The organism is uncultured Sneathiella sp. (assembly GCF_963973085.1).
Taxonomy (GTDB): Bacteria; Pseudomonadota; Alphaproteobacteria; order Sneathiellales; family Sneathiellaceae; genus Sneathiella.
Genome location: NZ_CAXAXA010000002.1, coordinates 433,304 through 446,635, shown reverse-complemented (window position 1 = coordinate 446,635; position 13,332 = coordinate 433,304). Strand labels below are relative to the sequence as shown.

The 13,332-nt window shown below is 56.1% G+C and carries 16 protein-coding genes; 6 read left to right on the top strand and 10 right to left on the bottom strand.

The features are described from left to right. Nucleotides 1–13 precede the first annotated feature (13 nt). Both nrdR and glyA read right to left on the bottom strand, forming a co-directional pair. A complete protein-coding gene (gene nrdR / locus AACZ19_RS06310; RefSeq protein ID WP_339632141.1) occupies nucleotides 14–481 on the bottom strand; it encodes a transcriptional regulator NrdR in 468 nt (155 codons plus the stop codon). Nucleotides 482–531: 50 nt separating this feature from the next. Beyond that, on the bottom strand, nucleotides 532–1,827 hold the full coding sequence (gene glyA, locus AACZ19_RS06305) for a serine hydroxymethyltransferase (protein ID WP_339632140.1): 1,296 nt from the start codon (nucleotides 1,825–1,827) through the stop codon (nucleotides 532–534). Between the two features lie 667 nt (nucleotides 1,828–2,494). On the opposite strand from glyA, the gene AACZ19_RS06300 reads away from it, so the two are divergent. After that, nucleotides 2,495–2,935 carry a MucR family transcriptional regulator gene (locus AACZ19_RS06300; protein ID WP_339632139.1) on the top strand — a complete coding sequence of 147 codons (441 nt, stop codon included), beginning with the start codon at nucleotides 2,495–2,497 and terminating at the stop codon, nucleotides 2,933–2,935. A gap of 154 nt (nucleotides 2,936–3,089) precedes the next feature. Next, entirely contained in the window at nucleotides 3,090–3,308 is a 219-nt protein-coding gene (locus AACZ19_RS06295) for a tautomerase family protein (protein WP_339632138.1), read from the top strand. Nucleotides 3,309–3,316: 8 nt separating this feature from the next. On the opposite strand, the gene AACZ19_RS06290 is transcribed toward AACZ19_RS06295, so the two are convergent. Then, on the bottom strand, nucleotides 3,317–3,571 hold the full coding sequence (locus tag AACZ19_RS06290; RefSeq protein ID WP_339632137.1) for a hypothetical protein: 255 nt from the start codon (nucleotides 3,569–3,571) through the stop codon (nucleotides 3,317–3,319). A 159-nt stretch (nucleotides 3,572–3,730) separates the two neighbouring features. On the opposite strand from AACZ19_RS06290, the gene AACZ19_RS06285 reads away from it, so the two are divergent. Both AACZ19_RS06285 and AACZ19_RS06280 read left to right on the top strand, forming a co-directional pair. Next, nucleotides 3,731–4,924, top strand: coding sequence for an acyl-CoA dehydrogenase (locus AACZ19_RS06285; RefSeq protein ID WP_339632136.1), 1,194 nt, complete (start codon nucleotides 3,731–3,733; stop codon nucleotides 4,922–4,924). Between the two features lie 60 nt (nucleotides 4,925–4,984). Further along, the gene (locus AACZ19_RS06280; protein ID WP_339632135.1) at nucleotides 4,985–5,749 is read left to right on the top strand and encodes an SDR family oxidoreductase; all 765 of its coding nucleotides are present in this window, start codon (nucleotides 4,985–4,987) and stop codon (nucleotides 5,747–5,749) included. Nucleotides 5,750–5,758: 9 nt separating this feature from the next. Here the strand turns inward: AACZ19_RS06280 and AACZ19_RS06275 are convergent, their stop codons facing one another. The 4 genes from AACZ19_RS06275 to AACZ19_RS06260 form a co-directional block, all read right to left on the bottom strand. Beyond that, nucleotides 5,759–6,574 (bottom strand): alpha/beta hydrolase, encoded by an 816-nt coding sequence (locus AACZ19_RS06275; protein WP_339632134.1) that lies wholly within the window; start codon nucleotides 6,572–6,574, stop codon nucleotides 5,759–5,761. A 59-nt stretch (nucleotides 6,575–6,633) separates the two neighbouring features. After that, entirely contained in the window at nucleotides 6,634–7,167 is a 534-nt protein-coding gene (locus AACZ19_RS06270) for a hypothetical protein (protein WP_339632133.1), read from the bottom strand. A gap of 61 nt (nucleotides 7,168–7,228) precedes the next feature. Then, nucleotides 7,229–8,065 carry a M48 family metallopeptidase gene (locus AACZ19_RS06265; RefSeq protein ID WP_339632132.1) on the bottom strand — a complete coding sequence of 279 codons (837 nt, stop codon included), beginning with the start codon at nucleotides 8,063–8,065 and terminating at the stop codon, nucleotides 7,229–7,231. 94 nt (nucleotides 8,066–8,159) lie between these two features. Further along, a complete protein-coding gene (locus AACZ19_RS06260) occupies nucleotides 8,160–8,954 on the bottom strand; it encodes an enoyl-CoA hydratase/isomerase family protein (protein WP_339632131.1) in 795 nt (264 codons plus the stop codon). A 53-nt stretch (nucleotides 8,955–9,007) separates the two neighbouring features. On the opposite strand from AACZ19_RS06260, the gene AACZ19_RS06255 reads away from it, so the two are divergent. Continuing rightward, nucleotides 9,008–9,310 carry a DUF1330 domain-containing protein gene (locus AACZ19_RS06255; RefSeq protein WP_339632130.1) on the top strand — a complete coding sequence of 101 codons (303 nt, stop codon included), beginning with the start codon at nucleotides 9,008–9,010 and terminating at the stop codon, nucleotides 9,308–9,310. Between the two features lie 6 nt (nucleotides 9,311–9,316). Here the strand turns inward: AACZ19_RS06255 and AACZ19_RS06250 are convergent, their stop codons facing one another. The 3 genes from AACZ19_RS06250 to AACZ19_RS06240 all read right to left on the bottom strand — a co-directional run bounded on the left by AACZ19_RS06250 (nucleotide 9,317) and on the right by AACZ19_RS06240 (nucleotide 12,163). Continuing rightward, on the bottom strand, nucleotides 9,317–9,877 hold the full coding sequence (locus tag AACZ19_RS06250; protein WP_339632129.1) for a cysteine dioxygenase family protein: 561 nt from the start codon (nucleotides 9,875–9,877) through the stop codon (nucleotides 9,317–9,319). Between the two features lie 75 nt (nucleotides 9,878–9,952). Then, nucleotides 9,953–11,008, bottom strand: coding sequence for an enoyl-CoA hydratase/isomerase family protein (locus AACZ19_RS06245; RefSeq protein ID WP_339632128.1), 1,056 nt, complete (start codon nucleotides 11,006–11,008; stop codon nucleotides 9,953–9,955). 3 nt (nucleotides 11,009–11,011) lie between these two features. Beyond that, nucleotides 11,012–12,163 carry an acyl-CoA dehydrogenase family protein gene (locus tag AACZ19_RS06240; RefSeq protein WP_339632127.1) on the bottom strand — a complete coding sequence of 384 codons (1,152 nt, stop codon included), beginning with the start codon at nucleotides 12,161–12,163 and terminating at the stop codon, nucleotides 11,012–11,014. 117 nt (nucleotides 12,164–12,280) lie between these two features. On the opposite strand from AACZ19_RS06240, the gene hemB reads away from it, so the two are divergent. Beyond that, nucleotides 12,281–13,330, top strand: a complete 1,050-nt coding sequence (gene hemB / locus AACZ19_RS06235; protein WP_339632126.1) for a porphobilinogen synthase — start codon at nucleotides 12,281–12,283, stop codon at nucleotides 13,328–13,330. Nucleotides 13,331–13,332: the final 2 nt, after the last annotated feature.

Sequence of the window (13,332 nt, the reverse complement as noted above, 5' to 3'; positions counted from 1 at the left end):
AGATCAGGCGTTGTCAGCTTTCCGACGGGACGGTCGTGCTGAGCTCGCCAATAAATTCTTCGAAATCCTTGGCCTCGCGGAAGTCCTTATAGACGGAGGCAAAACGGACGTAAGAGACGCTGTCGAGTTCCGCAAGCCCGTCCATCACCAGTTCGCCGATCCGCTCCGACGGGATCTCCTGATCGCCGCTGCTTTCAAGCTGGCGGACGATGCCGTTGATCATGCGGTCGATACGGTCCTGATCGACCGGGCGCTTGCGGGTCGCGATGCTGATGGAGCGTTCCAGCTTGTCACGCTCGAACACACTGCGCTGACCGTCCTTTTTTAGCACGATCAGTTCCCGCAGCTGGACCCGCTCGAAGGTAGTGAAGCGGGCGCCACAGGTGGCGCAGGCCCGCCGCCGCCGGATCGCGGTATTATCCTCGGTCGGTCGGCTATCCTTGACTTGCGTTTCTTCACTACTACAAAATGGACAGCGCATCCGAATGCCCCCTTATTTCCTGATCGATCCCAACATCCCCCTGCCGCGTCCTATAAATCCGGATAGAGAGGGAAAGCATCGCACAGGGCCTTGACCTCCTTGCGCACTTTTTCCTCCACGGCGGCGTTATCCTCCGGGTTTGCAGCCAGCCCGTCAAGGACTTCGGCAATCAGGTCACCGACTTTCGTGAATTCTGCGGTGCCGAAGCCGCGGGTTGTCGCCGCCGGAGTGCCGAGACGGACGCCAGAGGTCACCATCGGCTTTTCCGGATCGAACGGAATGCCGTTTTTGTTGCAGGTGATATTGGCGTTTTCAAGCGCATGTTCGGCGATATTGCCGGTGAGCTTCTTCGGCCGGAGATCAACCAGCATGACATGGGTGTCGGTGCCGCCGGAAACGATATCGAAGCCATGCCCAACCAGCGTTTTCGCGAGTATGGCGGCATTTTCCACCACCTGCGCGGCATAGGTCTTGAACGCCGGGGTCAGCGCCTCGCCAAAGGCGACGGCCTTGCCCGCAATCACATGCATCAGCGGACCGCCCTGAATACCCGGGAAAATCGCCGAGTTTACTTTCTTGGCGATGGCCTCGTCGTTGGTCAGGATCATGCCGCCGCGGGGTCCACGCAATGTCTTGTGGGTCGTCGTCGTCACGATATGCGCATGGGGGAACGGGCTTGGGTGAACACCAGCAGCAACGAGACCGGCGAAATGCGCCATGTCGACCATCAGGAAGGCACCGACTTCATCGGCAATCTCGCGGAAGGTGGCAAAATCGATGTGACGCGGATAGGCCGAGCCACCGGCGATGATCATTTTCGGCTGATGTTCCTTGGCGAGCGCGCGGACCTCATCGAAGTCAATCTGGTGTGTGTCTTTAGTGACGCCGTAATGCACGGCGTTGAACCATTTGCCGGACTGGTTCGGCGCGGCGCCATGGGTCAGATGTCCCCCGGCGGCGAGCGACAGGCCGAGGATGGTATCGCCCGGCTTGATCAGCGCCATGAAGGCGCCCTGGTTTGCCTGGGAGCCGGAGTTCGGCTGGACATTTGCAAAACCGCAGCCAAACAGCTCCTTTGCGCGTTCAATGGCCAATTCCTCGACAATATCCACATATTCACAGCCACCATAATAACGGCGGCCGGGGTAGCCTTCGGCATATTTATTGGTGAGGACGGAGCCCTGCGCCGCCATGACGGCGGGGCTGACGATATTTTCCGAGGCGATCAGCTCGATCTGGTCCCTCTGACGTCCGAGTTCCAGCCCGATGGCACGAAAGATATCGGGATCATTCCGTTCAAGGTCGGCCTTGAAGAAGCTGGCCAGCTCGGCACTCTGTATCGTCATCTGTAAGAACTCCATTTCCTGTCCGGGAACTCGACACTGAAATCCCGGCTTCACCTGATAATCCGATGCGGCCGGCGGGTCAAACCTCCCCGTTCCGGCCTGTTTTCCGTCGCCGCGCGATCACATGGTGTCGACAAAACCAGTATTTGATTTTGCATTTCGCCCATGCGTAGAATCCGCGCCGGTTGGATAGCACAGGATGGCCGGGCTGCCTAGAAAAACCCTGTGCCGAAGAGCCTTTTTCCGGAAGATTTTATTTCCGCCGCTGCTACGGCGGCAACGCCTATTCGTGAAACCCGGCAATGGAGCCGCGTCTGTCCCTCTTGACCTGAGTCAATTTTGTTGAGAGCAGATGGAAGTGACGTAGATGATACATACAAGAAGTTGCAAAAAAATACCGCTATTCAACATTTTTTGACCAGATTTAGTTTAATTCCTAGAAATTCCCAGAATACAAGGTGTCACATCAAATAATGATTCGCCATTTAATTGTTCTTCGAACAACTCAAAGTCGGTTATTGCCTAGTATTATCTACTCCCGCAAATTGACGAGGATGATTTTTTACATATTTTTCAAATCATTCGCGTTAGCAAGTATTGACATTTAGGGCGTTTCATAACATGTAAGAGCATCCTAAAATCCTCAAAACATGAGTAAAAATAAGAAATGGCACAATCTTTGACGAACGAAGGAGACACCCACACCCAGTCTGAACGGGAAGAGCTGTTGAGAATGACAGCGGATATTACGTCCGCCTATGTCAGTAATAACCAGCTTGAAAATTCAGAATTGGTTGAAGTCATCAAGACAGTTTACGCGTCGCTTTCATCGCTGGATTCCAAAACGACGCCGGAGGAATCAGACCTGAAGCCAGCTGTTCCGATCAAGCGGTCTGTGCAGAATGACTATCTTGTCTGTCTGGAAGACGGCAAGCAGCTGAAAATGCTGAAGCGCTATCTGCGGTCGAATTACGACATGACGCCGGACGACTACCGCGCCAAGTGGAACCTCCCGCCGGATTACCCGATGGTCGCGCCCTCTTACGCGAAGCGGCGGTCACAATTCGCCAAGGAATTCGGTCTCGGACGTAAAAAGAAGTCGGCCTAAAAAGAAGTCGGCCTAAACCAAAAAACCGCCCGAAGCATAAAAAAATTTATGATGCTGGCAATTGGGTCGACAGCGAAGCTATGGATAAGACCTATGAAAGCATATACTGTCGCGTTATCTGTATTTTGGGACGCCACAGAAAATGGAGTAATCTATGCCTTCAATCGATATCCAGGTACTCGAAGATGTTTTTTCGGCCGAGGATAAAGCCAAAATAATACGAAAAGTTACAGATGCATTTGGCGAAGTCGCCGGTGAAACGATCAAGGCCGGAACCTCCGTCCGTATACATGAAGTGCGCAGCGGCTCTTGGGGTTATGCCGGAAATATCTTGACGACCGAAAACGCCCGAGACATGCGCGCCCGCGGGTAACATAGAATCTAGACAATAATGCCGGGCTTTTTCTGCGGTGGCTGCGTCGGTGCGTCGTCCGGTTTCGTTTCACCCGCCTTCTTCTTCATCACATAATGCAGCTTCGCAAGGGCCGCGCGCTGCAGTTCTTCCTGACCGGCGGAGCGCGGGCCGACGAGGGAGACTTCCGTCATCGTCACCGGGTCGATCACCGATACCTTGACGGACGTGCCATGCTGCTGGAACTCGACAATATATTCGCCCTTGCTCTCTTCCGACGCCATTTCCCGCCTGCCCGATCCTGATAAAACTGGGCCATAGCCTACCACATATCGCGGAAATCAGCATGAAGCATATTGATGTTGCAGCGCAAAGCCGCTAAACAAACGATTAAATGTCACCTCCCTGACCAAAAAACAAATATTAAATGCTGGAGATTACCCATGAGCAGCGCCTCATCCAAACCCGTCTTTGATCCCGTCGATCCGTTTTTGCTGGACGACCAGCTCACCGAGGAGGAGCGGCTGGTCCGCGACACCGCCCGCGACTATTGCCAGGAAAAGCTGATGAGCCGGGTGCTGGAAGCCAACCGCCATGAAACATTTGACCGGGCGATCTTCCCGGAAATGGGCGCGCTGGGCCTGCTCGGCTCGACCATCGACGGATATGGCTGCGCCGGTCTCGGCTATGTCTCCTACGGACTTGTCGCGCGCGAAGTGGAACGGGTCGACAGCGGCTACCGCTCGATGATGAGCGTGCAGTCGAGCCTCGTCATGCATCCCATCCACGCCTACGGCACGGAAGCACAGCGCGAGAAATACCTGCCGAAACTGGCGAGCGGCGAATGGATCGGCTGCTTCGGCCTGACCGAGCCCGATCACGGCTCCGATCCCGGCTCCATGGTGACCCGGGCGAAAACCGTCGACGGCGGCTATCGTGTCAGCGGCGCCAAGATGTGGATCACCAACTCCCCCGTCGCCGATGTCTTCGTCGTCTGGGCGAAAACAGACGATGGCGTCATCCGTGGCTTCGTGCTCGAAAAAGGCATGGAGGGCCTTTCCGCCCCGAAGATCGAGGGGAAATTCTCCCTTCGCGCCTCCATCACCGGGGAGATTGTCATGGACAATGTCTTCGTGCCGGAAGAAAACCTGCTGCCCAATGTCAAGGGCCTCGCCGGACCGTTCGGCTGCCTCAATAACGCCCGCTACGGCATTGCCTGGGGCGCCCTCGGTGCCGCGGAGTTCTGCTGGCAGGCGGCGCTTCAATACACCATGGACCGCAAGCAGTTCGGCCGACCGCTGGCCGCCAACCAGCTCATCCAGAAGAAGCTCGCAGACATGCAGACGGAAATCTCCATCGGCCTGCAAAGCTGCCTCCGCGTCGGGCACCTGAAGGACGAAGGCCGCGCCGCGCCGGAAATGATCTCGCTGATCAAGCGCAACTCTTGCGGCAAGGCCCTCGATATCGCGCGTGTTGCCCGCGACATGCATGGCGGCAACGGCATCTCGGACGAGTATCACGTCATCCGCCATGTTATGAACCTGGAGGCCGTCAACACCTATGAAGGCACCCATGATGTGCATGCGCTGATCCTGGGCCGCGCGCAGACCGGCATTCAGTCCTTTACCGGCGCGTGAAATAACGCCACAATCACCTCCTGACAAACCAGAACAGCAAAAAGCTGCGGGAGGAAAAGGATGAAAATTGCGGGCAAGAATATCGTCATCACCGGCGGGGCAAGCGGCATTGGCAAGGCATTGGCGGAACGCTTCCATGCGGAGGGGGCGAAGGGCATTACCGTCGCCGATCTACAGGAAGGGCCGCTCAATGAGGTGGCGAAATCGGTGAACGGCCTTTCGGTGCATTGCAATGTCGCACGCGAAGCCGATATCCAGAACGTCGTGGCGAAATCTGAGGAGGCCTTCGGCCCCATCGATATCTTCGTCTCAAATGCCGGGATTGCCCGCTACGGATGGGAAGAAACCGACGATGACCTGTGGCAGCTGAACTGGGATATCCATGTGATGGCCCATGTCTACGCGGCGCGCGCGGTGGTGAAAAAGATGATCGCCAACGGCGGTGGCTATCTCGTCAACACCGCTTCGGCGGCGGGTCTCTTAAGTCAGGTCGACAGCGCCACCTACGCCACCACCAAACATGCGGCCGTCGCCTTCGCCGAGACCATGTCGATCCGCTATGGCGACAAGGGCGTGCGCGTCTCCGTCCTTTGTCCGCAGTCCGTGCGCACGGCAATGACGGCCAGCCGTCTTGACGGCGTCGCCTCGGTCGATGGGGTACTGGAGCCGGAACAGCTCGCCGATTGCGTGGTCGACACCATGGACAAGGAAGAATTCCTCATCCTCCCCCACCCTCAGGTGCGCGAATATATGATGCGAAAAGCGGGCGACTATGACCGCTGGCTCAAGGGTATGCGCAAGCTCCGCGACGCTTACGTGAAATAGCCGCCCGCCCTATTCGGCGGCGAGGGATTTGCGGAAAAAGCTGAGGGCCATGGCGGTCGTGCCATATTGGGTGAGATTGTTATGGCCCGCGCCCTTGATCTCGATATAGGCAGAACCGGGCCCGGCCAGCGTCGCGAGGCGGCGTCCCTGCTCGACCGGGATCACCAGGTCATTATCGCCATGGATGATCAGGATCGGCGCGTCCACCTCGGCGATCACCCGGTCATTATGGAACGGATATTTCATCAGGAAATCGAACGGCACCCAGCCGACGCGATAGCGCGCGATATCGAGGAGCGAGGTCGGCGGTGCCTCCAGCACCACCGCGAAGGTCTCCCGCGCCGCCGCGACCGGGAGCGCCGCCCCGGTGCCAAGCGAAAAGGCGAGAATGCCGATCGGTGCGTTCCCTTGCGCGCGGAGGTAATCATAGGCGGTGAGCCCGTCGGTGATCAGCCCCGCCTCCGAGGGCGTGCCCGTGCTGCCGCCATAGCCGCGATATTCCACGAGCAGGACCCCGAACCCGGCCGCCACGAGCGAGCCGCCGCGTGGGATCGCCGCCGCCGCCGTCTCCGCATTGCCATGAAAGACGAGGATGCTGGCCGCGCCTTCCTCGGCGGGCGGATGATAGAACGCCCGGAGCGTCTCCCCGTCCGGCGTCTCAAGGGAAAGCGGCGCAAACCCGCGCACCGTCTCGCCCGGATTCTCCCCCTCTGGCACGGGAAACACGAACGAGCCTTGCGCAACATAAATCCCCGTAAAGGGGATCACGCCAAAGATAATGAAGATGGCAACAAGCCGGAGAATTGTTTTACGCGGGAGAGACATGGGGATGTTTTATACTCGATTTAAATTAAAAATGTCTCCGAAAATACAAATTCAGCAGACTACCATACCTTAGCTTTAAACTCCCCTGTTTCAGCATCTCTTACAAATCTTGAACTGGACGGATAGTCATTTCCCACTAAGGTAAAAATAGATATAACATCCTGAATCGATAAAAAATACACTCTGCTGTTCTTTGTACGATCTGAAGCTATGTAAAATCCGTCTAGTCCATCATGTTCATTATCTAATGGTACAAATACATAGCTATGCACGATTTGATCACAAATAAATCGTAACGTTCGATTTTCGCTATTTCTATTATCTAAATCATATAAGTCGTCAATACGATGATTGTTTAAATAATCTACTTTTTTGATGTTTGGAAACCAATGTATTAGTATCTCGTGGCTCTTCGTTGCATCACTAATTTTAAATGTATCCATCAACTTCCGGATAGAGAAAAAGCCTATGAATATGTCTTTTTCAAGCCGCACCATCTCCGCGTCTTCGAATGAACATAATTCAGAAAGCTTTTGCAATCTTTTCGCACTCTCCAAGAGAGGTTGTTTCCAATAATAAGATTCCCAAATCAAGTGTGAATTTCCTTATATATTGCTAACCAGACCTACAACATACTAAATCGAACGCCATACCTTATTCAGACACCATTTCATTCGGCAGCAACGGTTGATTTTTAGAGATTTTGTCCGCTATTTCTTTTGCAGTTTTTTGCAGACGGATAATCTTCGAAGAAGTAAAGGGATGCGTGTCGAGAAACCCCGCTTCGGATTTTTCCGCCTTTCCATTGCTCGGGTTTAAAGAGTGCATTTTTTTGTAGAATTTAATTGCTGCCCCCACGTCATATCCTGCCGCCGCTAACAGATATGCCGCTATATAATCGGCTTCGTACTCTTGTGAAACAATATACTTGTGAGGGCCATTCTCGTCGAAGCCGGGCCCTGGCCGACGGTTAATATAGGTGCTTTTCCCGTCAGCTGTTCTCTGATAGCCGGAAACAACAAAACTAAACGAAGTATCATCCCGCACTTCGTAATAGTGGTCGGCCAGATGGTGCGCCATATTGTGAGCAATTAAAAAAGCCACTTCATCTTCATTTTTTAGATAGGATAGAATTTCACGATGAACACTAATGTTGGTGTTCCCATAGGGAAATGCATTGAGAGCAGGCCGATCACGTAGAAACAAATTGAAGTATCTGCAATCCGGATATATCCCCTGATAAACAAGGGCGCATATCGGATTACCGCTTTGCTTCAGGTTATCAAATGCCCGATATGCCATCTTTTCCTGATCATCAGGTGACGACCCGTTTTTTGAAACAGCACCAATGTCGGCGAGAAGTTTTTCAGAATCTCTGATTTCCGATTCACTGACTGACGGACCCGGGAAATTCTTTGAAGTAGGTGGGGACGGTGTTGCGCAGGAAGCCAATAAAAATGAACATCCGAATAGTAAAATTAGCAGTCTCATATCCTACCATACCTATTTTTTGACATGCTAATTTCACTACCATAACGAACGGACCGTCACAACAAGTTATAGATAATCTTAAACTATAACCCCTTCACCGCCCCTTAAACTCGGGGTCGCGTTTTTCGAGGAAGGCGTTGATCCCCTCGGCGTGGTCTTCGGAGGTGATGGCGACGGTGTATTGGTCGATGTCCATATAGCTGACGGCGTGGTTGAGGGCATTGGCGGCGACGCTGGCGCCCTGCTTGATCATGCGGACGGGGAGCGGCGGCATGGCGGCGATTTTCTCGGCGAATTCCAGCGCGAGTTCATAGGCGCCGCCGTCTTCCGCCACTTCCTCGATCAGGCCCCATTTCTCGGCGGTTTCGGCGCTGATCTGATCGGCGACGATGCAGAGCTGCTTGGTGCGCGCCGGGCCCATCAGGTTGACCATGCGCGGCACCGACTGCCAGCTCATATTCATGCCGTTGCGGATTTCCGGCACCCAGAAGATCGCGCCCTTTGACGCGACACGCATGTCGCAGGCAACGGAAAGGGCGACGCCGCCGCCGATGCAGTAGCCATCCACCGCGACAATGGTCATGGGTTGCAAATCCTCCCACGCCTTGCTCATCTTCGGGCCGACGGAGAGCATCTCCCGCCGCTCCATCACCGGGGCGCTGATGCGCGCCGTCGCGGCCGGGTCCTTGAGGTCGAAACCGACGGTGAAATTCCTGCCGTTGCCGGTGAGGATGATGGCGCTGGTCTCCGTATCCCCCTCGAACGACTTTGCGACCTCCGTCAGTTCCTTCATCGCGTCGATGGAGAGCGGGTTGACGTCAATCCCGCGATCGAAGCGCACCGTGGCGATGCGGCCCTTTTTCTCGACCGAAACATATTTGTAGCTCATGGTTTTTTCCCTTATTGTTCTTCTTATGCCAGACCCCCGGAAAGGAACGATCAATGGCCGCTTATGTCATCGCCCGGATAACCGTGAAGGACCCGGAACAGTATGAAGTCTATAAATCTCTCGCCCCGATCGCCATTAAAAAATATGGCGGGCAGTATCTGACGCGCGGCGGGGCGATGGAAACGATCGAGGGACCGGAGGAGACCCAACGGATGGTGATCCTGCAATTCCCGGATATGGCGTCGGCGCGGGCCTTCTATGACAGCCCGGAATATAGCAAGGCGCGCGACGCCCGCAAGAACGCCGCGGACGGGCAGTTTGTCCTGCTCGAAGGACTTGATGCGCCGCTCTGGTAGTGGAAGCTAGGCAATTGGAACGATAAAATCCCGTTTCTCGTTTGTCGCCAGATCATACTGCGATCGATCCGTGAAATTGAAATGCCTGCCGTAGGTGTGAAGTGAGAGCGTCACCGCATCGGTTTCGTTAAGTACGGAATGAATGCCGCCATTTTTCATACATATGATGTCCCCCGGGCCAGCATGGAGTTCATGCTTGACTTCCAATCTGGCATATCCCGGCTGCAAGCCGTCATCGACGCGGTTATATCGTATGTTTCTCTCTATCCCGTCGATTCCGGCAACCACAGCCCAGGTTCCATGATCATGCGGCGGGGCGCTCCCGCCCGGTTCCCAGGCTACTGCCATGATAGCCAGAGAATGATCCGCTTCTTCATGCAACAAATGAACGCCGTATCCCATGTCCGGATTAATTTCATAATGTTTCTGCGTTACCCAACTCTTGTCCAGGGCCAAACGCCGGGACAGTGGTGTAAGCAGACGGAATATCTCATCCTGATCCACGGTTTTCGAAGAAACTTCCCGCAGGTCGTCTATATAACGGTCAAGGCCATAGGTTTCTGACAATATCCTGCTCCTTCAAAGCTGATCTCAAAGGATACGGATATATCAGAAAACTGTAAAGTAATATGGTGGCCGGCGTCAGCACAATTCTCCGTCCGGCAGCGGGGCGAAATAGGCCTCGATCTCGGCGTCGCTTACCTCTTCCAGCGTCGCCGGGTTCCATTTCGGCGACTGATCCTTGTCGATGACGACGGCGCGGGTTCCCTCGTAGAAATCGACACCCTGAATCACCCGGCCCACCATGCGGAACTCCATGCGCATGCAGTCATCGAAATCAAGCTTCGCCCCGCGCCGGAGCTGCTGAAACGCGAGCTTGACGCTGGTCGGTGATTTCTCGCGCAGGGTCTCGGCGGTTTTCTGCGCCCAGGGGTCCGGGTCACCCTCCAGGCTGGCGAGAATCGCTTCTGCCGAGGGGTTCGCAAAATGCGTATCAATCGCACCTACCACCTCAGCAATCGGCGCCGCGCCGGGATCGCTGGCGAAGCGGGCAAGGATCGAACTGACCTCCGAATGGGCATCATTGCCGAAACGATGGCCGCTCAACGCGCCCTTGAGTTCATCGATTTTCGCTGATTCAATATAAACCGGCGTAATCCCCGTATAAACCGCATCCGCCGCCTTAAGCCGCGCGCCGGTGAGGCCGAGATATAGCCCGAGCTCCCCCGCAAGCCGCGGCAGGAAATAGGAGCCGCCAACATCGGGAAACAGGCCGATCCCGCTCTCGGGCATGGCGAACAGGGTCCGCTCAGTGGCGATGCGGTGACTGCCATGGACCGACACACCGACCCCGCCGCCCATGACGATCCCGTCCATCAGGGCTATATAGGGCTTGGTGAAATGCTTGACCGCGAGATTGAGCAGATATTCATCGCGGTAGAAATGATAGGGATAGTCGCCGCCGTCCTTCCCCTCGTTATAGAGCTTGACGATGTCACCGCCAGCGCAGAAGGCGCGACCTCCCGCCCCCTCGACGAGCACGGCGCCCACGCCCGCATCCGTCTCCCACTCCTGCAATTTCGCCTTGAGGGCGAGGCACATTTCATGGGTCAGCGCGTTCAGCGCCTTCGGCCGGTTGAGGGTGACGAGGCCGATGGCACCCTTCACCTCAAACAGGATTTCTTCTTCTGTACTCATGACTTACTGCCTCCCCTGCCCGTCGGCCAGCTTGCGCGCGATAACCACGCGCATGATCTCGTTGGTGCCTTCCAGTATCTGGTGCACGCGGGTGTCTCGGACCAGCCGCTCCAGCGGAAAGTCGCGCAGATAACCGTACCCACCATGGAGCTGCAACGCCTCGTTACAGACATTGAAGCCGACATCGGTCGCGAACCTTTTTGCCATGGCGCAATAGAGCGTGGCTTCCGGGTCTTTCGCGTCTAGCTTCGCCGCCGCCTGCCGGATCATCAGCCGCGCCGCCTCCAGCTCCGTCGCCATGTCGGCGAGCTTGAACTGCAACGCCTGAAAGCTAGCGATGGGCTTACCGAACTGCTTGCGGTCGGCCGTATAGTCTTGCGCGAGTTCCAGCGCCGCCCGCGCCGCGCCAATGGAACAGGCGCCGATATTGAGGCGGCCGCCATCAAGGCCCATCATCGCGATCTTAAAACCATCGCCCTCATTGCCGACAAGATTTTCCACTGGCACCCGGCAATCATCGAAGAGAACCTGCGCTGTCGGCTGGGAGTTCCAGCCCATCTTACGTTCCTGCGCACCAAAACTTATGCCATCCGCATCTGTCGGCACGGCGATACAGCTTATGCCGCTCGCGCTGGCATCCCCTGTGCGGACCATGGTCACATAGACATCCGCCTTGCCGCCGCCGGAAATAAACGCCTTGCCGCCGTTCAGCACATAATGATCGCCGTCCCGCACTGCCTTCGTGCGGAGCGCCGCCGCGTCGGAGCCCGATCCCGGTTCCGTCAGGCAATAGCTCGCGAAATGTTCCATCGTCGTGAGTCGGGAGAGGAATTTCTCCCGCACGGTATCTGAGCCGAACCGGTCAATCATCCAGCTCGCCATGTTATGGATGGAGATAAAGGCCGCGGTTGAGGGGCAGCCCGACGCCAGCTCCTCGAAGATAATCGCCGCATCGAGCCGCGAGAGCGCCGATCCGCCATGCTCCTCGCCGACATATATTCCGGCGAAACCAAGCTCGGCCGCTTTGCGCATTTCCGCGACGGGGAAGATTTTCTCCTCGTCCCATTTCTCCGCATTGGGGGCGAAGACTTCGGCGGCGAAACTGCGGGCCATGCCCTGAAAGGCGGCCTGGTCTTCCGATAGGTTAAAGTCCATGGGTGGTTGCCTCTTTATTTCGTTCCCTGTTGATACGACCTTGTACAAAGGCTGTCAATGATTAGGCAAACGACCGTTAGGTTTAATCATTTGCGGCACGGCCTCCATAAGGATAATATGCGCGAAATTACGCCAATCAATGCCAAAAAGCAGGACATCGACCTCATGAAAACCCTTGCGCCCCATTTTCCCGCAACGCGTATGCGCCGGGTTCGCAAATCCGACTGGTCACGGCGGCTGGTTGCCGAGAATAAACTGACAACGGATGACCTGATCTGGCCGGTATTCGTGCATGAGGGGGAAGACCTCGCCGTTGACATCCCCTCCATGCCGGGGGTGAAGCGGCTCAGCACCGACCTGCTTGTCGTTGCGGCGAAGGAAGCATTTGATCTCGGCATTCCGGTGATTGCTTTGTTCCCGGCGGTCGAACAATCGCTCAAGACTGACGACGGGCGGGAGGCGCTCAACAAGAACAATATCATCTGCAAGGCGATCCGGGCGATACGGGATGCCGTGCCGGACATAGGCATCCTCTGCGATGTCGCACTCGACCCCTTCACCATCCATGGGCAGGACGGCCTTGTCGAAAACGGCTATGTGGTCAATGACGCGACGATCGACGTGCTGATCGGCCAGACCCTCAATCAGGTCGAGGCGGGGTGCGATATCATTGCCCCCTCCGATATGATGGACGGCCGCATCGGTGCCATCCGCACAGAACTGGAGCGCGAGGGCTATGTCAACACCGCCATCATGTCCTATGCGGCGAAATACGCCTCCGGCTTTTACGGCCCGTTCCGCGATGCGGTCGGCTCAACCGGCAATCTCGGCACCAGCGACAAGCGCACCTACCAGATGAACCCCGCCAACACGGACGAGGCGCTGCGCGAGGTGGCACTCGATATCAACGAGGGCGCAGACATGGTCATGGTCAAGCCGGGCATGCCCTATCTCGATATCTGCCGCCGGGTGAAGGATGAGTTCGGCGTGCCGACCTTCGCCTATCAGGTTTCGGGCGAATATGCGATGCTGGCCGCCGCCGCCAACAACGGCTGGCTCGACCGGGAGAAAGTCGTCATGGAGAGCCTGCTCGGTTTCAAGCGGGCGGGCTGCGACGGCATCCTCACCTATTTCGCCGTCGAGGCCGCGAAGAATTTGCAAGGGTAAGG

Coding starts and splice junctions, on each gene's coding strand:
- nrdR (WP_339632141.1), bottom strand. CDS start 481: ATGCGCTGTCCATTTTGTAGTAGTGAAGAAACGCAAGTCAAGGATAGC.
- glyA (WP_339632140.1), bottom strand. CDS start 1,827: ATGACGATACAGAGTGCCGAGCTGGCCAGCTTCTTCAAGGCCGACCTT.
- AACZ19_RS06300 (WP_339632139.1), top strand. CDS start 2,495: ATGGCACAATCTTTGACGAACGAAGGAGACACCCACACCCAGTCTGAA.
- AACZ19_RS06295 (WP_339632138.1), top strand. CDS start 3,090: ATGCCTTCAATCGATATCCAGGTACTCGAAGATGTTTTTTCGGCCGAG.
- AACZ19_RS06290 (WP_339632137.1), bottom strand. CDS start 3,571: ATGGCGTCGGAAGAGAGCAAGGGCGAATATATTGTCGAGTTCCAGCAG.
- AACZ19_RS06285 (WP_339632136.1), top strand. CDS start 3,731: ATGAGCAGCGCCTCATCCAAACCCGTCTTTGATCCCGTCGATCCGTTT.
- AACZ19_RS06280 (WP_339632135.1), top strand. CDS start 4,985: ATGAAAATTGCGGGCAAGAATATCGTCATCACCGGCGGGGCAAGCGGC.
- AACZ19_RS06275 (WP_339632134.1), bottom strand. CDS start 6,574: ATGTCTCTCCCGCGTAAAACAATTCTCCGGCTTGTTGCCATCTTCATT.
- AACZ19_RS06265 (WP_339632132.1), bottom strand. CDS start 8,065: ATGAGACTGCTAATTTTACTATTCGGATGTTCATTTTTATTGGCTTCC.
- AACZ19_RS06260 (WP_339632131.1), bottom strand. CDS start 8,954: ATGAGCTACAAATATGTTTCGGTCGAGAAAAAGGGCCGCATCGCCACG.
- AACZ19_RS06255 (WP_339632130.1), top strand. CDS start 9,008: ATGGCCGCTTATGTCATCGCCCGGATAACCGTGAAGGACCCGGAACAG.
- AACZ19_RS06245 (WP_339632128.1), bottom strand. CDS start 11,008: ATGAGTACAGAAGAAGAAATCCTGTTTGAGGTGAAGGGTGCCATCGGC.
- AACZ19_RS06240 (WP_339632127.1), bottom strand. CDS start 12,163: ATGGACTTTAACCTATCGGAAGACCAGGCCGCCTTTCAGGGCATGGCC.
- hemB (WP_339632126.1), top strand. CDS start 12,281: ATGCGCGAAATTACGCCAATCAATGCCAAAAAGCAGGACATCGACCTC.